The following is a 21,376-nucleotide window of genomic DNA, read 5'->3' as shown; positions in this document are numbered from 1 at the left end:
GCTAATTTGGGAGAATAAATCTACAATAATGAAAGCGTTGCCAACTTGATGAAAGTGCAAATGATCATACTTGAAAAGGGGCGAAAAGAATTGAAGAAAAGAGCGACAATGTTGTTGACGGTGTTGATGCTTCTGTTTGTAACAGCATGTGGAAACGCAGCGAACACGAAAGAAACGCAAGCTACCACTACTGAGGGAGAAAGCAAAAGTACTGAAACCGCTAAGAAAAACGTAACTTTACGGATTGCTTGGTGGGGATCAGACACACGTCATGAATATACACAGAAAGTCATTGATATGTACAAGGCTAAAAATCCACATGTCAAAATTGACTTTGAGTACGCGTCCTTCGATGATTATTGGAAAAAGCTAGCCCCTCAAGCAGCAGCTAATCAGCTACCAGATATTGTTCAGATGGATGTCTCATACATTAGCCAATATGCAAAGAATGGACGGTTAGAGGATCTCAGTCCTTACTTGAATAATCAGATTCAATTAGCAGATGTCAGTGAGAATGTTCTAAGTACAGGAATTATAGAAGGGAAGCAGTATGGTATTCCTACAGGTGTCAACGTGCTTGGATATCAATATGATCCAGCACTTCTGAAGAAGGCTGGGATTGATTCTATTCCAGCGGACTGGGACTGGAATAAATATGAAGAGTTAGGTCAGACGGCGGCTTCGAATAAACTGTACTTTGATAATGGTATGGCACCGGACATATTCTTTAACTACTATCTTCGTACGAAAGGCTTGACTCTATACAATCCAGAAGGTACAGCGCTTGGATATGAAGATGATGCATTGTTTGTAGATTATTTCGATCGCCTTGCTCGTATGGTGAAATCAGGTGCAGCACCTGATCCAGGGGTGGCCAATCAATCTAAGGGAATTGTAGAAGAATCGGACATTGTGAAAGAAAAGGGTATAGGAATTTGGCAATGGTCTAATCAATTCACTGGATTACAGACGGTCGTAAATCGCCCTATGGAATTAGCTCCAATGGTAGGCCCAGATATGAATAAAGGTCTTTACATGCAACCGAGTATGTACTGGGCGGTAACTTCTAACTCTAAAGTTAAAGAGGAAGCTGCAAAGTTTATTGATTATTGGATTAATGATGTGGAAGCCAATCAATTGATCAAGGGAGACCGTGGGGTTCCTATTTCGAGCAAAATTAAAGAATCATTGGCATCTCAACTGAGTGATCAGACGAAACAAGTCTTTGAATTCGTAGCAGCTATGGAACCCAATGCTTCGCCAATGAGTTCACCTCCTCCTGTAGGATCACCGGAAATCATTGCTATGTTGACGGATTACGCAGAAGAGATCAACTTTGGACAGAAGACAGCAGCAGAAGTTGCACCTAAATTTAGAGAAGCTGCAAATGCCATCCTAGCAAATAACAAGTAGAAGCAACAAGTAGAATTGAATATGATGTCTACTTGCCCGAACGATGCCTAGTGATTCGGAGGTGGAGGATATCCATCTCCGAATTCAATAGATAATGCATGGGGTGTGGAGTACATCAGATCAATAGGGAGGCCTGGTATTGTGCGGCGGAATGGTATGCTGAAATCGAATTTGACCGGATATGCTTTCATTAGTCCGTTTATAATAGGCTTTCTAGCCTTTACACTTATACCGATGTTTATTTCATTGTATTTATCCTTTACGAATTATAATTTATTCGCTTCGCCTAAATGGATTGGTTTTGATAATTACGAAAAGATGTTCTCTAATGATCCAAACTATTGGAATTCCGTAAAAGTCACATTAATCTACGTATTTCTAGGAGTCCCTCTCCGACTTATATTTGCTTTGTTTATTGCCATGATTCTAAATACAAAGTCTCGTATGGTTGGAGCGTATCGCACGATGTATTATCTACCTTCCATTATTGGAGGAAGTGTAGCGGTATCCATTATGTGGCGTAATATTTTTAGTAATGAAGGAATTGTGAATAGCCTGATAGGCTGGTTCGGACTAGATCCGGTACAGTGGTTCGGAAATCCTAACGCATCCTTAGTTATGCTGATTTCCCTATCTGTATGGCAATTTGGATCTTCTATGCTCATATTTCTCGCAGGGCTCAAAAATATTTCACCAGAAATGTACGAAGCGGCAGGTGTGGACGGTGCAAAACCGATACGCAAGTTTTTCAGTATTACACTACCTTTGTTAAGCCCTATTGTGTTATTTAATATGATTATGCAAACGATTAGTGCATTCATGACATTTGTACCCGCATACGTTATTTCTAAGGGTGAGGGTGGTCCAATGGGGGGGACGATGCTCTATTCTCTATACTTGTTCCGTCAAGCCTTTATGTTTAACAATATGGGGTATGCTTCAGCAATGGCTTGGATCATGCTCATTCTTATCGGAATCATGACAGGACTCCTGTTTATGACTTCTAAATTCTGGGTCTTTTACGAATCGGAAGGAGGCCGTTGAGCGATATGGCATGGAGAAGATTCAAATGGCCTATATATCATATTATAGTAGCAGTACTCGCAATTGTTATGCTCTATCCCGTTCTATGGATGTTATTCAGTTCGTTTAAAGAAAGCCGGGTTATATTCCTAACGGCGAATACTTTGTTTCCAGACACCTGGATTTGGAGTAATTATTCTGTAGGGTGGAAAGGAACATTATATCCTTTCAGTAAGTATATGATGAACACTTCGGTGATCGTTGTTATAGCGACGATTGGCGCAGTTATCTCATCTTCATTGATTGCATTTGGATTTGCGCGACTTAAATTTGTGGGGCAGAAGTTCTGGTTCGCACTCATGATGGTAACTTTGATGCTACCAAGTGATGTAGTACTTGTTCCACAATATATTATCTTTACGAAGTTAGGTTGGCTGAATACGATTCTACCACTTGTCGTTCCTTCCTTTTTCGGAATGCCCTTCTTTATATTTCTAATGGTCCAATTTATAAGAACAATTCCTGGCGAATTGGATGACGCGGCAGCTATTGACGGATGTGGGAAGTTTCGATTGTATTTGCAAATCATTATGCCACTACTTAAATCATCACTGGCTACAGCGGCTATATTCTCATTCTATTGGCGTTGGGAGGATTTGCTTGGTCCTGTACTTTATCTCAACTCTCCGGAGAAATATACCGTATCTATGGCACTTAAAATGTTTCTTGATAGTGAGTCTGCATCAAATTGGGGTGCGATGTTCGCGATGTCCATTGTTAGTCTAATCCCAGTTATCGTTGTATTCTTTGCTTTTCAGAAACAGATTGTGGAGGGTATGAGTAGCAGTGGCTTGAAGGGATGAGAAGGGAGATGTAGAGAACGGATGAGTAGCCTCAATCAAGAATGGACATTTGATTTCGGACTTGGCATACCAACAGAAGGGTATATCGGTGTATCACCTGATTCTCGATATGATGATGAAACTGGATATGGATTTGAGGGTAATGGTCAAGTGTTTGGTCGGAATCGAATGGAACGACCGGAGGTGTCTTCAGGTAAGGAGCATCTGCGACAGAGCTTTTGTATACCTATGGGGATGGACTTTGTGGTGAAGGTTCCTGATGGAATATATCGCGTTACGGTAGAGATTGGAGATGCGCTTGCAGATACGTTGACCATCATTAGGGCAGGTGAGAGTAAATCGGTACTGCCATATATATCGACCATTCGAGGGCAGTTCAAGGTGGCGATGTTCACCGTTGCTATTCATGATGGAAGATTAGTGCTTAGATTCTCAGGCGCAGCTCCACGTATCAATGTCGTGACAATTTCTCCAGCAGAAGAAACACTAACACTGTTTCTAGCTGGGGATTCGACAGTGACGGACCAACCATCAACGGGATATCCGTATGCAGGTTGGGGACAAATGCTTCCAGCACTATTCAAACATGATGTGCTCGTGGATAACCACGCGAAATCTGGGCGAAGTTCACGTAGCTTTATTGAGGAGGGGAGATTGGACGTTATTGTCGAGAAAATGAGAGCGGGGGATTTCTTCTTCATTCAATTCGGCCACAATGATGAGAAAAGTGACCCCAATCGAGGGACAGAAGCCTTTACGACATATAAGCAACATCTGAAAGTGTACATAGATGCTGCTAAGGAGAAGCAAGCTCGTCCTGTATTCATTACTCCTGTCCACAGGCGTTATTTTAATGATGACGGGGGACTTACGGACACGCATGGTGAATATATAACAGCGATGAAGGAACTGGCAGTTGAAGAGGATGTACCGCTGATTGATTTGGCGGCAGAAAGTAAGATTCTTTTTGAAGAAGCGGGAATAGAGGGAAGTAAACAATACTTCATGTGGACATATCCAGGTGAATATTTGAATCATCCCGGGGGTGTAGAGGATAACACACACTTCCAAGAATGGGGAGCGTTACGTCTAGCAGAACAGGTGGTAGATCAGATCTGTAAGTTAGATATGCAACCCCTGCGGATGTATTTACGCTAAACAGATGAGGGGAAGTTCAAAAAGTGAGAAAGAGGGGAAAGAACATGGCTGCATTAGTATTTGATGAACAGGAAATTGTTAAGGTGATAGATCGTGTAGTGGATCGAACATTTAACATGGACTTCCACTGGGACTGGCCTGGAGGTGTCGCATTCTACGGTATTTGTGAAGCCTATCAGGCAACAGGCAAGCTAGAATATTTAGAACGCTTAAAAAGTTGGGCGGATGAGAATATAGAAGATGGCTTACCGAAGTTATCAGTTAATGGGGTATCCGTTGGGCATTCCATGCTAACCTTGTATGAAGCTACACAAGAGCAGAAATATCTAGACATCGCCATTGAAATGGCTGAGTTTCTGACGCATACAGCGGAACGATTCGGCGAAGGGATCTTTCAACATACAGTGAATTCAGTCCATGATGTATTCCCAGAGCAGGCTTGGGTGGATACGATGTTCATGGCAGGCTATTACCTGCTTCGCATCGGATATTTAACAGGAAATAGGGCTTATATAGAAGATGGATTGAAGCAGTATCATGGACATGAGAAATATCTTCAGGACCCAGGCACGAACCTGTATTATCATGGATGGGATCATCTTGACCAGAATCATATGTCAGGTATGTACTGGGCAAGAGGGAATTCATGGGCAGCACTGACCATGTCCAAGGCCTTGAAGTTAGTCGAAGTAACGCATCCTTCCTATATGATGATTGATGGTTCACTTCGGGATCAATTGAGTGCCCTTGTTCGATTACAGTCACCAGAAGGATTATGGCATACCGTTCTTGATGATGACTCTTCCTATCTCGAAGTGTCAGGATCAGCAGGGATTGCAACAGCCATTCTAATGAGGGGGCGCTTGTATAACAAATACACGCAGAAGGCGATCGATGGCTTATTAGCACGGATTAAAGAAGATGGAACGGTCACCGAGGTGTCTGCAGGTACGGCAGTCATGAACGATATTCAAGGTTATCGTGAGGTGCCATACAACCGTATTCAGGGCTGGGGTCAAGGATTAATGTTAGCCTTTCTTGCTGAACTATTACGGACGAAGGATAATCTATATGGCTGAGAACAGGGAGTGTTTATGATGAATCCATTAAGCGGATTACAGACTGAAGGACATGGAAGTAAGCAATGGATCATACCTGATGGGTACATACCAGAGGTTAGTAAGGGGATATTACAGAGTCATGAGAGCATTTGTGTACTGAATTGCGGGAACGAAGTAGCGGAACTCCAGATTACGATTTATTTCGAGGATCGGGAACCGCTTGAGGATATTACTGAGATTGTTGAAGGGCGCCGGACTAAGCATATTCGGACAGCTTCATTACAGAGTGTAGGAGAGCATATTCCTGTAGGTGTGCCCTATGCCATTCTTGTGAAGAGTTCTATTCCTATTATCGTGCAGTACAGTCGGCTAGATTCAACGCAAGCCGAGCTAGCGCTGATGAGTGTGATGGCACATCCTATATTGTGAAATCAAAAGTTAAAGGCACTCCAAGAATTTAAACTTGGAGTGCCTTATTTAGATATATGAAAGTATAAGTTTCATTAGAGTATCGAATGTTCAAGTAGTGGCAACCAGTTACATGAGGCGAAAAGACTTCTCCGCTGCATCTATGGTCAGTTCGATATCTTCATCTGTATGGGCTGTTGTTAGGAACCATGCTTCGTATTTAGACGGAGCCAAATTGATGCCATGATTCAACATATGGCGGAAGAACGAAGCGAAGACTTCACCATCTGTATCTTGGGCCTCCTCATAATTCGTAATCGGATGATTACAGAAATGAGTAGAGAAGGAACCACGAATTTGGTTAATAGTGAGTGGAATACCATGACGATCTGCCGAAGCCTGTAGACCATTAGTTAGCTTCACTGCAAGACGATTCATCTCTTCGTAGACGCCATCACCCTGTAGAACTTCTAAGCAAGCAATACCTGAAAGAATGGAAGCAGGGTTACCTGCCATCGTTCCGGCTTGATAAGCAGGCCCAAGTGGAGCGACCTGTTCCATGACATGTTTTCTACCGCCGTATGCACCAATCGGTAAACCACCACCAATGATTTTACCTAAAGCTGTAAGGTCGGGTGCGATGGCCTCATGATTGTGTAAATCTGCGAAGGTCTGAGCTGATCCATAATGGAAGCGGAAAGCAGTGATGACTTCGTCATAGATCACGAGTGATCCATTATCATGAGTCATCTTGCAGAGTCCTTCTAGAAAACCATCGTGTGGCATAACCATTCCGAAGTTACCTACAATCGGCTCGACCATAACTGCGGCGACATCATCGCCCCAACGTTCGAGGGCAGCTTTAAGTCCATCTAAGTCGTTAAATGGCACAGTAATGACTTCCTGAGCGATGCTTGGTGGAATACCAGCACTGTCTGGAATGCCTAGTGTGGAAGGTCCAGATCCTGCGGCTACAAGGACTAGGTCTGAATGACCGTGGTAACAGCCGGCAAATTTAATGATTTTGTTACGTTTCGTGTAAGCACGTGCTACACGAATCGTTGTCATAACCGCTTCTGTACCAGAATTAACGAACCGAACCTTATCCATAGAAGGGATAGCGTCTTTCAACATGAGTGCAAGCTGAATTTCCCATTCTGTAGGAGCGCCATACAGTACACCATTCTCTGCTGCTTTAGTTATGGCTGCGGTAATATGGGGATGAGCATGTCCAGTAATAATAGGTCCGTAAGCTGCAAGGTAATCAATATATTTATTGTCATCGACATCCCAGAAATGAGCTCCCTTAGCCCGTTTCATAAAGACAGGAGCCCCCCCTCCTACAGCTTTGAACGAGCGAGATGGGCTATTGACGCCACCTACAATATGCTGCAAAGCCTCGTTATATAAATGTTCGGATTGTGTACGTTTCATCATCTGCTAAACTTCCTTTCAATCAGTAATCGATCCAACTTGTTCTTCATCAGTTACAACTTCTACATTTGCAACAGGCGGAATTACAATGTCTTGTACATATTGCTGTAACTTCTCTAAATTTTTTACGGTAATAACAGACGCACCACCAATTGTTTCTTCAAGGAGCATATTCATTGGAGGAATTTGTTCGCTGCCAGACATCTTGCTCTGATATCCGATGTTCGCTAGTTTCCACATATCATTGATATCCAGGTTTGTGTCAACAAATGGACTAACCTGCTCTAGAATGGATGGTAGTTTTATAATCGAAGTTGTACTTTTCATTTTATTAGCGATAGCCTTCAGGAAATCACGTTGTCGCCCTGTGCGAGTGAAGTCAGATAAGGCGTCGTGACGAAAACGGACATACTGTAACGCCATATCTCCATCGAGGTGCTGTTGCCCCTCTTTGAGATCGATATCATATTCGTGTTTATCGGCTTTACTGCTATATTTCATATTCTTTTCCACATAGAAATCAACACCGCCTATGGAATCGACCAGTTTAATAAATCCCTGAAAATCAGTGTAAACATAGTATTGCACGGGAATACCCAGAAGATTGCTAACTGCTTTCATAGCTGTATTAGGACCATGCGTGATGGCCGAATTAATTCGGTCACTTCGGTGATCAGGAATATCGACATAAGTATCTCTCAAAATGGAAAAAAGATGAATTCTTTTCTGCACAGGGTCTAATGTTGCGACCATCATACTGTCTGATCGGGGGATCTCACCATCCGAAACGCCTCGACCATCCACACCCATGATCAGAATACTAACGAGTTCCGTCCCTTCCCATTTGGGAGGTTCTGGTGTTGCGGCCTCGACTTGTTGCAATTGACTAAATGGAGAGACCTCTCCCTCTTTTTGCAATCCTTCTAGACCATTGTAGATAGATGTGAAATAATATACAGCATAACTGATCACTGCAATTATAAGTATAGCAAGAACCCACCAAATGGTTCTTTTCGTTTTCTTTGACATCAAGCTTCTTCCTTTCACAACTCTCGGTAATAAATGCAACTTTCGACAAGATCGGATTCAGTTCCACTATATTATAGTTATTATTGCGGATACAATCAATTTATAAGAGTACAAGTAGAATAATGATAGATGAAGGGGAAGATGATTTATGGAATTATTGGAAATAGGATGCGTTGTGCCAGAATTTACACTGATGGCTTCAAATGGAGAAACAGTGTCACTTAGTGACTTTCGCGGACGCCAGGTTGTGCTATATTTTTATCCGAAGAATATGACGCCTACTTGTACGCAGGAAGCTTGCGACTTTCGAGATGCTAATACTGCTATTGAAGAGCTAGATGCAGTCATTCTTGGAATCAGCCCAGATGACTTGAAGTCGCATCAGAAGTTTGTAGAGCGTCATCAACTTTCATTTCTTTTATTATCGGATACGGATCACGTTGTTAGCGAAAAATACGGTGTGTGGCAGCTTAAGAAAATGTTTGGGAAAGAGTATATGGGCATTGTACGCTCTACTTTTCTTATTAATGCAGAAGGAATACTTGTGAGGCAATGGCGTAAGGTTAAAGTAGCTGGACATACGGAAGAAATATTGACACTATTACAATCCGAACAATAATTAGTATTAAATGTATGATTGGAGATCAACTGACATGCCTGTATGGCAGCAGTGATCTGCTGTTTTATGTAAAGAAAGCCAACATCTTAGGGATTTAAGATGTTGGCTTTTTGATCATTTACGTTACAAGGGGGAACACACCACTTCATCCACAATTCCATACGATTTAGCTTCTTCAGCAGATAAGTAATAGTCTCGTTCCATATCCATTCTTATCTTTTCTAAGGATTGACCAGTCTTTTCAGCATATAAACAATTCAATTGATCCTTTATTTTTAGAATACGTCGTGCGGTTATTTCAATGTCTGTTGCTTGACCTTGTGCTCCGCCCAAAGGTTGATGAATCATAATTTCACTGTGCTGTAATGCAAGTCGTTTACCTTTATGTCCAGCTAAGAGCAGTAATGATGCAGCGGAAGCGGCAAGTCCTGTGCATATAGTTCTGACTTCCGGTTTGATAAATTGCATCGTATCATATACTGCGAAGGCAGCTGTAACGGAACCACCAGGACTGTTAATGTACAGAGAAATGTCTTTGTCAGGATCATCTGCTGCTAGAAAAAGAAGCTGTGCAACAATGCTGTTGGCCGTAGTGTCGTTAATCTCCGATCCTAGAAATACAATGCGATCTTTCAGTAGACGAGAATAAATATCATATGATCTCTCTCCGTGAGAGGTCTGCTCAACAACATAAGGTATAATACTCATTTTGGATCCTCCTAAAATTTTTGCGTAGCAAAAATACTTCGAAAGCATAAGCTTAGTTTTTTGAAGAAAAACTCTCTTCATAAGCATGGGTGTTAAAGTTTTTTGAAGAAAAACTAACATCGTAAGCATAAGCCTAAATTTTTGCGTAGCAAAAGTTTAGGCTGCCATTTGGATTGGCGATAATGATTGAAACTTTATGCAGACCGGTGAACGGGATTCTTTGTTTACACGTTTCTGTATGGTTGGTTCACTAATGGCAATAATCAGTTCTTCTAGAACGGTAGGACTCTCATATTTAACAGCTTGGAGCAGTCGATCTTTAAACCAATCTTGAGAAATGTTGAGCCAGTGGTGACTAAAGTCTCCGGGATGGTCTTGGGATTTCTGGCGAGCCCGATACAAGAGTGCTTTGACTGCTGTTTCCTTGATCTGTAGTCTAATTGCGATCTCAGACAATGAATACATGAAGCCTTCCTTCATAACGAACGCTAACAGTTGCTTGGGAGTTAACCTCTCCATTAGCTGTTCCAACCCTTCTTGAAGATCTTCAGAGCTCTGATCTTCATGGCCACATTCATCTATTGGCCCTAGCTGTAACTTAGACTTTTTGCGCAACTCGTCAATCCATGAATTTTGCGCAATGGTACGCAGTAGGGGCATGGTGATATTGGGTTCGCATTTAGACGCATAGAAGGATAATGTCTTAGCGAGGGTCTCTTGTGTTAAATCGTCAGCGTCCCAACGATTATTAGTGATGGAGAGACAGTGTTTTTGCAATATTGTATATAGATCTTCACATTGTGTCTTTAGTTCAATTTGTGTTTCAATTTTTTTTTGGATTAACATGTTAATCACTCCTTCAAGGCCTATATTTATATAACGTATGAGAAGGGTGGAAAGATACGCCCTCGATTTATTTATAATAAAATAAAGTGAAAAGGAGCCTTACATATATACCGTGTAAGGCTCCTTTAGTATGTGCAAAGTTTATGATGAACGTTTAACTTTATTCTTGCTTTCTTTAACAAACACAGCGTTTCTCACTTTTTCACGGAAGCGATAGATGATCAACACTAGTACGATAATACCGAGTGCTAAGAAGATCCAAAGAGAATATAACTCTACTAAATGGAACACGACGGACCATTGTGGACCGAATATCTTACCGAGACCAAGAAAGAGAATGACCCAGAATAGTGCGCCGCTATAGGCATAAAAGGCAAACTTACGAAAGGGGAGAGCATTCAATCCAGAGAAATACCCAGTGAAATGTCGTACACCTGGAATAAAGTAGCCGATAAAGATCAGACCATGTCCATATTTGCTAAACCATATTCTCGTTTTTTCTAATTTGTGAGGAGATAGGAACAACCACTTCCCAAATTTATTTATAAAAGGTAGTCCCGCCTTTAGACCAATGAAATAAGTGATGGTTATACCGATAGTCGTACCCAGAAAGGATAGAATTAGAAGCCATCCGAAATGGAGCGTACCCAGATAGGAAAGATAACCTGCGTAGGCCATCGTTGTTTCCCCAGGAAAGGGAAGAGCGATGAATTCTAATAATAAGCCTATGAACAAAACTAGATAACCATGTTTCTCGAAAAGAAGATGAACCCAACGAAGTAATTCCAAAATACTCACTCCTATATAAATTGCTACGATATATAAATACTCTAGTCTTTTATTATAAACTCCGCCATATAATCTATCAGAATAGTTCATTTCATAGAAACGGTGGAGGTTGAATGTATGATTAAACGATGGTTAATACTTCACAAACACAAAATTCGTGTCACGCTCATGATGATATTAATGTCTGTGGTGATCTTGTCAGTGCAGATGCAGCAAGATCATGTCCTACCAATTGATATAACGTTTGCAGATAATAAAAGTTCGTTAACCTCATTGCCTAAGGTGCTATCAACAACATTACTAGATCATAATGATATAAATGAAGGTGTGTCCAGTACTCAAACGATAGAGCTACTGTCTTCAACAAAGAATAAGGCTGAAACGTCACTACCAGCGAAAACAGTGTATCTTACATTTGACGATGGACCGAGTAAACTTACAGGTAAAGTGCTTGATATTTTAGAAGAATCCAATATTAAGGCTACATTTTTTGTATTAGGTCAACAAGTCCATCGCTATCCTGAATTCATTACGAGAATAACGGAAGAAGGACATGCCTTAGGCAATCATACGTATAATCACAATTACGAAGAGCTATATAAGGGATTCTCTCCATTTTGGAACCAAATCAAACAAACCGAAGATGAGATTAGTCTCATAACAGGTTTCAGACCTTCCTTAGTAAGGGCACCTGGAGGAACAGCAGGACATTTTGATGATACCTATTTTACTCTATTGAAGCAAGGTGGTTATCAGGTTGTAGATTGGAATGTGGATAGTGGTGATTCGAAGCGAAGAGGTGTTCCAGCCCAAGAAATTATCAAGGGTGCGACGACAGACATTTCTAGTGATGAGATTATTGTATTGATGCATGATGGCAGTGGGCATGAAGAGACCGTGAAGGCACTTCCTGAAATTATTGCGTACTATCGAGATAAAGGATATAAATTTGATATTCTAACTCCGGAGCTTGAGCCGGTTCAATTTAAAGTGACTGAGCGTGCTCGCGCTCTTAAGCGTCAACAACCTAGTCAAGAGTGGACTGCAACCAATGTTGCGCCTAATTCAGCGCTTTTCACTAAAGGGAAACGGTTGGTGCTGGAGATAGATAGAATGGAGACGGATTTCAAATATGGGGAGTATCGGCTGACTGAAGGAAGAATGATGGTTCCGCTTCGAGCAACGATGGAGAAGTTAGGAGTTAAGGTGGAATGGGACAGCGAGAATAAAGTAGTTAGGATGAACAAGGGGACGGAATCCATTCAAATGAATGTGGTGACAGGTCATTTGATCAGCACTAATCGTATAATGAATCAGGTCGAAAGGACAATGAATGTACCTGTACAGTTAAGTGGAGATACTCTGTGGGTTCCACTTCGTGAATTACTTCAGGTTACAGGATATGCGCAGATCGCAGTTAGTACGAATAAAGTTGAATGGCGAGTAACAACAATAGACAACAAGAGAACAGCTCAACATCGTAATCTATGAAAATAATGCAATGAATGTCTACGATCCTTCTTTCATGGAAATAATAGTGATAGATTTCTTGGAAATCAATCCATGAGGTGAAGAGAGGTTATCATATTGTCTACTCCATTTATAAATCGCAAAGATATTGCGCCAGAGCTATTAAATAGAATGATCTCAAGAGTAAGTACGGTTATGGTAGGTAAAGAATCTGAGATCCGACTTGTGCTGATATCGATGTTAAGTGGTGGGCATGTCCTTTTAGAAGATGTACCTGGTGTTGGTAAAACGATGTTAGTTCGAGCTATTGCCGCCTGCATGGGGGGATCTTTTGGACGTATTCAATTCACATATGACCTTATGCCTTCAGATATTACAGGTATTTCAGTATATCATCCTAAAAGTGGTCATTTCGAATTTAGACCAGGGCCCATCCTGTCTAATGTAGTGTTAGCGGATGAGATTAACCGTGCATCTCCACGGACACAATCGGCTCTACTAGAATCGATGGAGGAGAAAAAAGTGACCGTTGATGGTACTACCTATCCATTACCGCGACCATTCTTTTTAATGGCAACTCAGAATCCACTTCAATTTGAAGGGACATATCGGTTACCCGAAGCACAACTTGATCGCTTTCTTATGCGGCTTAGTCTAGGTTATCCAAGCCCTGAGCAGGAGTTGGATCTATTATCACGGATGCAGATGAATCATCCGCTGGAGCGGGTGAAACCTGTCATTATGGTTGAAGAGATGGAAGCGATGCAGCGGGAAGTGAGAACTGTATTTGTAGATGATTCTATCAAACAATTGCTAGTATCTATAGCGGATGCTTCTCGTAGACATTCCAAACTGAAGCTTGGGATCAGTCCACGAGGAACGTTGGCTTGGATGTTAGCATCACAAGCTACAGCCTATATGAATGGAAGAATGTATGTAACGCCAGATGATATTAAAGAGACTGCCATTGCTGTGCTTGCCCATCGCATCATAGTTCATCCGCAGAGCCTAATGGGGGGCAATACGGGGGAAGAGATTGTATTGGAGCTACTATCTAGAATCAGTATGTCTGCGCATCGAAGCCGGCGTGGGAGCCAACTATGAAAGACAAGCTACGTGAATGGACGATTGTTGCTGCGTGGTCGGGAGCATTAGTAGCGTTATTTGTATGGTACGGAGGGGCATCGGTGTGGTTCTTGATCATGTTGAGCGCGACCTTTATATTGGTTGGCCTTGGCTTTCAACTGTTCGGTGCCCATCATATTGAGATACAACGACATATTAATCCGAGACGACCAACGGTAGGAACAGAAGTTGAAGTAGAGGTGAACATTCGATTTCGATCGATACTTCCTCTCCCATGGATGAGTGTCACTGATTATTTCACTGAAGGAAGTTATAGTAGTCTGTTATTTCCAGGTTGGCGCAGATCCTTTACCTATACGTATTATCTACACAATATTCCAAGAGGAATGTTCACTTTTCAAAGCTATCAGGTAGAATGGGGTGGGTTATTTCGTTATTTCAAGAACAGTCATATATTACATTATGAAGATAATATCGTTGTATTCCCTTCACCTACAGTCATTTCTTTGGAAGAAGGATGGACAAGCAAGGATGTCAGGGAAGGTGATCTTGAGGGATATCAGCAACGCCGACCGATGAGTCATTGGGGGCAAGAAGTTCGTGATTATACCGTGGGAGATCCACTGAGTAGAGTTCATTGGAAAAGTTCAGCTCGACTCGGAAGGTTGCAGATTCGGCTTCCTGAGGACGAAATGGATCATGAGCTATGTATCATTCTAGATCAGTCACCAGAGAGTTATAGGATGACTGAATCTGGAAAAGAAGGTGGTGAGGATGTGGTGAGAGAGTCATTTGAATGGGCGATATCCGTCGCTACGGGTCTACTTCAGACTGCCAATGAAGAGGGTATTCCAGTCGAGTTGCTTAACGGAAGCAGGTTCCCTTCTACCCAGACCTCCTCATCCATCTCTCACCTAGCTACTCTTGCCGTTATAGATCTAGATGGAACAAGCAGAATATCTCATCTGATAGAGGAACAGGCGGCTCAATTACGTCTTGGAACTAGACTTACTGTCGTTACTGGACGATTAGATCAGGAGCTTGCTCGGTCAGTAGCAAGAATTCAACATAAAGGACTGCAATTAGATATTTATTCTGTCCAATCTCCTACTTCGCTAGCAAATCTCAAGGAAACAGAAGCGGAACGAATAAGACAAGATATGCTTGCTAATTCACTCATCTGTCTTGGAGTTAGGTTGTTTAGGTTAAATGTTGCTTCTTCAGGGATGAAATATACTGTGGATGCTGTTTCAAGTAGGGGGGTGACAAGCCATGATAATTCCTATACAGAGCACAGACAACGTTATATATAATCCGATGGGGGTAGCTCCTCACAGAACGAATGACTCTCTTCAAAAGTCTCGAAAAGGGGATACACTTCTATATCGAATGTTGCTAACGATACCGCTTGCAGGTCTGTTTACGGAATGGTTATATCCTCTTCAATCCATTTATAATGGATCTTTAAGTGTTTCGTTAATAAGTGTATTGTATGGTCTCACAGCATGCATGTTACTTGTGGGGATGTTTCGTTGGAAGCTACTTATAAGTATTCCATTGCATCTAATGCTAACGATTGGGTCATGGGTATTTCTTATTAAAGAAGATAGTGGGCTTGAATCTTTCTTATCCTATGGGGCGGTTGTACAGCAGGATATAATGACCGTCATACAGAAATGGGACCTTTCGACAGTTAGTGCTGAGACCCGAACATTGATCCTTATTATAGGATGGGGTCTGCTAGTTGCGACGGTACAATCACTAGCTCTTGATCGATCAAGCATAGGGCTGTTTGCTTTGGCTACTGTAATCTATCTATTGTGTCTAGAAGCAGTGCTTGGATTAGATGTGTATGCAGATATTATCCGTTCTGCTTTCCTGCTTATGGTTGTTGTTGGGGGCCTATCTTTATCCAGACATCGTGAACAAGCATCACAAGTATATGCACTTCGTAATCGGCGTTATGTTGGCTGGTTTGTTTCTGTTTGTATAGTAACTGGAGTTGCCGTGGGTGTAGCTTGGTTGGGGGGGAGAATGATCACGGTTAGTCCTGCTCAGACAAAGGTTGTTCAATCTGTAGTGACGACATTAGAGGAATGGTCAGGCGCGGCGATGAATCAAATGAATTCAAAGTCAGCTGTGACAGGTTATGGTGCAGGGGAGGGTGATATGGGTGTACCTCTCAAACTTTCAAATGAAATTGTATTTACAGCAGAGTCACCCATCCCGTCTTATTGGAGAGGGGAATCCTTTGGATATTATGATGGACGCCGTTGGGCTGAGCCACAGGTGTACTTCTATGCGATTGATATGAAAGCACAATTGCGAAAAAGTGCCTCATCGGAAGAGGGAAAGACAGAACGCATCGTTCAGACCATAAGATTTAATCCATCCATGACAGGTGAAAGTCCTCTGTTTAGTGGAGGAATAATAGAGCGAATTCTAAATGTCACGACTATGAGCGGAGAAAGACCAGCGTATTTGTTACATGATGACATGTCGGGTACGATCAAATACTCAGCAGCCACCGGATCAAGTCCCGTAACGAGTTATCAGCTGGAAGTAGTACCTTCAGTCATTAATGCCAATTCATTACGTAAAAGCACTGGTTCTGATCCCGAGCCAATATCTCAGCGTTATTTGCAATTGCCAGAACAATTACCTTTACGCATTAAAGAACTAGGTGAAGAAATAACCCTTAACACGGTCAATCGATATGATAGGGTACTCGCAGTTCAGTCTTTTTTGCAGAATAACTATAAGTATTCTCTAGATACTAACGTACCTTCGGCGAATCAGGATTTCGTTGATCATTTCTTGTTCCAGACGAAGATAGGATATTGTAATCACTTCTCCACATCGATGGTTATTCTTCTTCGGAGTCAAGGTATTCCATCACGACTAGTGAAAGGGTATGCGCCTGGGACGCTAGAGAGTGGCAGTCAAAGTACATATGTTGTTAAATCTCTGAATGCTCATTCATGGGTAGAGGTATATTTCCCTCAAATGGGATGGATACCATTCGATCCAACTCCGGGATTCTCTATTCAGGAAGGGAACTCAGAACCTCCGACAATAGCTAAGCATGATACCAAAGGTGATAGTATAAGGGAATCGGTAGTTGATTTCTATACGAACACCATTCATGTCGTAGGCAAGAAATTACTGAAGGCAGGAAAGATTATAGCTGAATCAAGGTATCAGGTTCTAGGATTGATTTGTGCGACAATGTTAATAATAGCGTCTGTGTGGAGTGTTTGGAGGAGTCGTCGAACTCTATTTCTATGGCGTCTACGGTTTATTACTCGAAGCACGTTTCCGCAGAAAGCACAGTTGTTGAAGGCAGCTTGGGTCGTATGGGACGAGGTCGGACGACGATTCGGACCTATCCCTATGGGGGTAACAGTAAGAGAGTATATCCATTCTCTTAAGGAAGAAGATTTGCAGGAAGAATTACTGCAGTTTGTTGAACAATGGGAAGGAATCGCTTATGATGAAACATTCCTTAATCGTGCACATAGTATCATCTTTTTACAACGATGCTCACAACTGGCTCAATCACTGTATAATTAACTGTTCTAACTTTCTTGACGGTATGATTTATCGTTGCGTATAATTAACATCAATGAATTGAGGGAGGCACATAATGAATAAACCAAATGAAATGATTGTAGTCCTAGATTTCGGGGGGCAATACAATCAGTTAATAGCACGCCGCATCCGTGACATGGGTGTATATAGTGAGTTGTTACCGTATAACACGCCAATAGAGAAGATTCGTGAACTTTCTCCGAAAGGAATCGTATTCTCTGGTGGACCTTCTAGTGTTTATGAAGAGAATGCACCACATGTAGATCCTGCTATTTATGATCTGAACTTGCCGATCTTTGGTATTTGCTACGGTATGCAGCTTATGGCGCATCAGTTGGATGGAAAAGTAGAACGTTCGTCTAAGCGGGAATATGGAAAAGCAGATCTACTATTTGAAAAAGAGACTAAGTTTCTAAAAGGTTTGGAACTGAAGCAGACGGTATGGATGAGTCATGGTGACCACGTTGTGGAACTTCCTGATGGCTTCCAATTGGATGCAGGTACTGAATCTGCACCTATAGCTGCAATGAGTAATGTTGAGAAGAATTTATACGCAGTACAGTTCCATCCAGAAGTTCAACACACTGTGCACGGTAATGAGATGATTCGTAACTTCTTATTTGAAGTGTGTCAATGTGAAGGTAATTGGACAATGGAATCCTTTATCGAGGAAACGATTGCAGATATTCGCAGACAAGTTGGTAAAGAGAAAGTGCTATGCGCATTATCTGGTGGCGTCGATTCTTCCGTTGTTGCGATTCTATTGCATAAAGCAATTGGTGATCAATTAACTTGTATGTTCATCGATCATGGTCTACTTCGTAAAGGTGAAGCCGAAAGCGTAATGGAAACATTTGTGGGCAAATTCGATATGAAGGTTGTAAAAATCGATGCTCAAGAGCGCTTCTTAGGTAAACTGAAAGGCATAGATGATCCTGAGCAAAAACGTAAAATTATTGGTAATGAATTTATTTATGTATTCCAGGAGGAGTCTGATAAATTTGATGACTTCAAATATTTAGCTCAAGGTACTCTTTATACAGATATCGTAGAGAGTGGCACAGCTACTGCACAAACGATCAAATCACATCATAATGTCGGTGGATTACCTGATGATATTAAGTTTGAGCTGGTAGAACCATTAAGTGCATTGTTCAAGGATGAAGTACGTAAAGTCGGTAAAGAATGTGGATTGCCAGAAGAAATCGTATGGCGTCAACCATTCCCAGGTCCTGGTCTTGCGATTCGTGTCCTTGGAGAAGTAACAGATGAGAAATTGAAAATAGTTCGTGATTCCGATTGGATTCTGCGTGAGGAAATTGCTAAAGCGGGATTAGATCGTGAAATTTGGCAGTACTTTACGGCCCTTCCTAACATGAAGAGCGTAGGCGTCATGGGCGATGCTCGTACCTATTCCTATACTGTCGGCATTCGTGCGGTTACTTCAATCGACGGCATGACAGCGGATTGGGCTCGTATACCATGGGATATTCTTGAGAAAATCTCAGTACGTATCGTGAATGAAGTGGATAATGTTAACAGAATTGTGTATGACATTACATCTAAGCCACCAGCGACGATCGAGTGGGAGTAGTTCTTGTAATTACAATAGTCCATGGAGCGTAAAGCGCCATTGGCTATTTTTTTTGAAGAAATACGCTCAACGTACTGTGATATTAGTCATTTCCGAACGATAATGTTAGTTGCTTGTAAGAACATTCGTTTTTATGGTTGACAAGAGGTGACTTTCTACCTAAAATAATGTTTGTGAGTTACGACAATACTAACTAAATACTTTTCGTATAATCTCGGGAATAGGCTCGGGAGTTTCTACCGGTCACCGTAATGATCTGGCTACGAGAAGAAGAAATGGATAATGCTTTTCAGATTACACACTCCTTTATTAGATCGGGAGCGATTGAATCGTACCATTCCGTTACTTCTTTCTATGTAAGCCCTGAGATATCATATCGCCTTCAGGGCCCTTTGTCGTTTCTAACTTAATTATATTAAGGGGGTAAATTAGATTATGGATCGTTTCTTTAAACTGAAAGAGAATAGAACGAGTGTCAGAACCGAGATTATTGCAGGTCTGACTACTTTTATGACAATGGCATATATCTTGTTCGTGAACCCAATGTTCTTGGGTCCAGATGGTGCGGGGATTTCTTATAATGGTGTCTTTTTTGCCACAGCAGTGGGTGCAGGACTTGTCACGATAGCAATGGGACTGTTTGTTAATATTCCAATTGCCCTAGCTCCTGGTATGGGATTGAATGCATACTTCATGACCGTAGTCTTAAGTTCGAATGGTGCAATTACTTGGCAAGCAGCGCTTGGTGCAGTGTTTATTTCAGGTCTTGTATTTATTATATTGACCGTTACTAGGGTTAGACAAATGCTCTTAGTTGCTGTTCCGCAAAATATTAAAATGGCCATTACCGTGGGAATTGGTCTTTTCATTACTATTGTAGGTTTAAAACTTTCTAATCTTGTCATTGCGAATGTAAACCCTGGTACAGACATTAGTGAACCAGTACTTGGCGGAAGCTTTAATCTTGGAATGGGTAACTTAGTTACTCAACATGATGCACTACTGGCTCTGATTGGTCTTTTGATTATTGCCGTATTAATGGTACTTCGTGTTAAAGGGGCACTCCTTATTGGGATTGTTGCAACGACACTTATTGGAATTCCGATGGGAGTTACTAATCTCGAGGGATTAACTAATGCAAATTGGATCCCTTCCTTCAACGATCTTGCTGTTGGAAAATTAGATTTAAAAGGTGCATTTGGAATAGGGTTGTTTGAAATCATCTTTATCTTCACCTTTGTTGAACTATTTGACACTTTCGGTACGATGGTAGGGACTGCGACTCGTATTGGTTTGTTTAAAGACAAAGAAAAAGGTGAGAAAATTGTCGGTAAGGCGATGCTAGTTGATGCAGTCGGAGTCAGTGCCGGTGCTGTATTGGGTACAAGCAGTATTACAGCTTATGTAGAAAGTGCTTCTGGTGTAGAGGCTGGTGGACGTACTGGGTTGACGTCAGTTACAACTGGTGTTTTGTTCCTACTAGCTTTGTTCGTTGCACCACTTGCCCTCGTCGTTCCATCCGCAGCAACTGCACCAGCTCTTATTATTGTAGGTGTTCTAATGATGAGTCAGATTCGCAGTATAGATTGGGATGATTTCTTTCAAGCTTTCCCGGCTTTCTTAACTATTGTATTGATGCCTTTCACAGGAAGTATTGCTAACGGAATCTCAGCAGGTATTATTGCTTATGTGGTACTTGGACTATTCGTAAATATTGCTACCAAAACTAAAGTGAAGATTCACTGGTTAATGTGGGTATTGGCAGCGATTGTAATTTTCCGCTTCGTCTTCCTTGGTACAGAATAATATTCTTATTCATTTAACATGATGAGACTTAGATCTAAGTTGTAGAGATGTGAATTTCATACTATAAGAATGTAATAATAATGAGGGCCTTAATTCCATTAGGAATTAAGGCCCTCATTATTATTCATAAGGGATAAGGTTCTATCGCATTCAGGTACATAAAATTAATAGATAGGAATTGAATTATAATTTATTATTTTAAGGCTTGCTATTCCGTTGTAGTCGTGATATATTATTAGTCCGGCCAATTAAACAACGTTTAATTGAATCGGCAAGCAAATCATCGGATGAAACAAAAACGAAAATAAAGCTTGCATAAACGAACCGGACATGTTATGATATTGAAGTTGTCGCCGAGAGAGAATAGCGACAAACGAAAGAGAAATTGATCTTTGAAAACTGAACAACGAGTGAGTGGTTTTCACGAAAGTGAGAACAAAACAAATGAGAAATCATTTGGATTGAGAATGTAATATTC

Annotated in this window: 18 protein-coding genes and 1 riboswitch; of the genes, 13 read left to right on the top strand and 5 right to left on the bottom strand. The window is 41.5% G+C overall.

Annotated features, from left to right (window positions below):
• Nucleotides 1-108: 108 nt before the first annotated feature.
• The 6 genes from AC1TO9_RS23055 (at nt 109) to AC1TO9_RS23030 (ending at nt 5,947) form a co-directional block, all read left to right on the top strand.
• Nucleotides 109-1,413, top strand: a complete 1,305-nt coding sequence (locus AC1TO9_RS23055; RefSeq protein ID WP_482060663.1) for an ABC transporter substrate-binding protein — start codon at nt 109-111, stop codon at nt 1,411-1,413.
• 156 nt (nt 1,414-1,569) lie between these two features.
• On the top strand, nt 1,570-2,457 hold the full coding sequence (locus AC1TO9_RS23050; RefSeq protein WP_482057607.1) for a carbohydrate ABC transporter permease: 888 nt from the start codon (nt 1,570-1,572) through the stop codon (nt 2,455-2,457).
• Between the two features lie 5 nt (nt 2,458-2,462).
• On the top strand, nt 2,463-3,299 hold the full coding sequence (locus AC1TO9_RS23045; RefSeq protein WP_482057569.1) for a carbohydrate ABC transporter permease: 837 nt from the start codon (nt 2,463-2,465) through the stop codon (nt 3,297-3,299).
• A 21-nt stretch (nt 3,300-3,320) separates the two neighbouring features.
• Nucleotides 3,321-4,457, top strand: a complete 1,137-nt coding sequence (locus AC1TO9_RS23040) for a rhamnogalacturonan acetylesterase (RefSeq protein ID WP_482060636.1) — start codon at nt 3,321-3,323, stop codon at nt 4,455-4,457.
• 44 nt (nt 4,458-4,501) lie between these two features.
• The gene (locus tag AC1TO9_RS23035) at nt 4,502-5,536 is read left to right on the top strand and encodes a glycoside hydrolase family 88/105 protein (RefSeq protein WP_482060635.1); all 1,035 of its coding nucleotides are present in this window, start codon (nt 4,502-4,504) and stop codon (nt 5,534-5,536) included.
• Between the two features lie 15 nt (nt 5,537-5,551).
• Nucleotides 5,552-5,947 carry a sensory rhodopsin transducer gene (locus tag AC1TO9_RS23030; protein ID WP_482060634.1) on the top strand — a complete coding sequence of 132 codons (396 nt, stop codon included), beginning with the start codon at nt 5,552-5,554 and terminating at the stop codon, nt 5,945-5,947.
• A gap of 108 nt (nt 5,948-6,055) precedes the next feature.
• On the opposite strand, the gene AC1TO9_RS23025 is transcribed toward AC1TO9_RS23030, so the two are convergent.
• On the bottom strand, nt 6,056-7,360 hold the full coding sequence (locus AC1TO9_RS23025; RefSeq protein ID WP_482060662.1) for a glutamate-1-semialdehyde 2,1-aminomutase: 1,305 nt from the start codon (nt 7,358-7,360) through the stop codon (nt 6,056-6,058).
• Nucleotides 7,361-7,378: 18 nt separating this feature from the next.
• Entirely contained in the window at nt 7,379-8,389 is a 1,011-nt protein-coding gene (locus AC1TO9_RS23020) for an LCP family protein (protein WP_482060633.1), read from the bottom strand.
• 148 nt (nt 8,390-8,537) lie between these two features.
• Here AC1TO9_RS23020 and bcp point away from each other — a divergent pair, with 148 nt between their 5' ends.
• Entirely contained in the window at nt 8,538-9,008 is a 471-nt protein-coding gene (bcp, locus tag AC1TO9_RS23015; protein ID WP_482057564.1) for a thioredoxin-dependent thiol peroxidase, read from the top strand.
• A gap of 123 nt (nt 9,009-9,131) precedes the next feature.
• Here the strand turns inward: bcp and clpP are convergent, their stop codons facing one another.
• The 3 genes from clpP to AC1TO9_RS23000 form a co-directional block, all read right to left on the bottom strand.
• Nucleotides 9,132-9,716, bottom strand: coding sequence for an ATP-dependent Clp endopeptidase proteolytic subunit ClpP (gene clpP, locus AC1TO9_RS23010; RefSeq protein WP_482060632.1), 585 nt, complete (start codon nt 9,714-9,716; stop codon nt 9,132-9,134).
• Nucleotides 9,717-9,872: 156 nt separating this feature from the next.
• Nucleotides 9,873-10,562 (bottom strand): sigma-70 family RNA polymerase sigma factor, encoded by a 690-nt coding sequence (locus tag AC1TO9_RS23005; RefSeq protein ID WP_482060631.1) that lies wholly within the window; start codon nt 10,560-10,562, stop codon nt 9,873-9,875.
• Between the two features lie 141 nt (nt 10,563-10,703).
• Nucleotides 10,704-11,351 (bottom strand): DedA family protein, encoded by a 648-nt coding sequence (locus AC1TO9_RS23000; RefSeq protein ID WP_482060630.1) that lies wholly within the window; start codon nt 11,349-11,351, stop codon nt 10,704-10,706.
• Between the two features lie 117 nt (nt 11,352-11,468).
• On the opposite strand from AC1TO9_RS23000, the gene AC1TO9_RS22995 reads away from it, so the two are divergent.
• From AC1TO9_RS22995 to AC1TO9_RS22970, 6 genes are all read left to right on the top strand, one after another.
• Nucleotides 11,469-12,842, top strand: coding sequence for a polysaccharide deacetylase (locus AC1TO9_RS22995; RefSeq protein ID WP_482060629.1), 1,374 nt, complete (start codon nt 11,469-11,471; stop codon nt 12,840-12,842).
• A 150-nt stretch (nt 12,843-12,992) separates the two neighbouring features.
• Nucleotides 12,993-13,925 (top strand): AAA family ATPase, encoded by a 933-nt coding sequence (locus AC1TO9_RS22990; RefSeq protein WP_482057605.1) that lies wholly within the window; start codon nt 12,993-12,995, stop codon nt 13,923-13,925.
• The gene (locus AC1TO9_RS22985; RefSeq protein ID WP_482060628.1) at nt 13,922-15,220 is read left to right on the top strand and encodes a DUF58 domain-containing protein; all 1,299 of its coding nucleotides are present in this window, start codon (nt 13,922-13,924) and stop codon (nt 15,218-15,220) included. Before AC1TO9_RS22990 ends, AC1TO9_RS22985 begins: the two co-directional genes overlap by 4 nt.
• Nucleotides 15,180-17,480, top strand: coding sequence for a transglutaminase TgpA family protein (locus tag AC1TO9_RS22980; protein ID WP_482060627.1), 2,301 nt, complete (start codon nt 15,180-15,182; stop codon nt 17,478-17,480). The genes AC1TO9_RS22985 and AC1TO9_RS22980 overlap by 41 nt, the downstream gene beginning before the upstream one ends.
• A gap of 73 nt (nt 17,481-17,553) precedes the next feature.
• Entirely contained in the window at nt 17,554-19,092 is a 1,539-nt protein-coding gene (guaA, locus tag AC1TO9_RS22975; RefSeq protein WP_482060626.1) for a glutamine-hydrolyzing GMP synthase, read from the top strand.
• Nucleotides 19,093-19,276: 184 nt separating this feature from the next.
• A riboswitch (purine riboswitch) is annotated at nt 19,277-19,375 on the top strand.
• Nucleotides 19,376-19,527: 152 nt separating this feature from the next.
• Complete coding sequence (locus AC1TO9_RS22970; RefSeq protein WP_482057542.1) at nt 19,528-20,898, top strand: NCS2 family permease; 1,371 nt, start codon at nt 19,528-19,530, stop codon at nt 20,896-20,898.
• Nucleotides 20,899-21,376 lie beyond the last annotated feature (478 nt).

The sequence above is a fragment of the Paenibacillus sp. Y916 genome, assembly GCF_056786435.1.
This window is presented reverse-complemented; position numbering and strand designations above follow the sequence as displayed.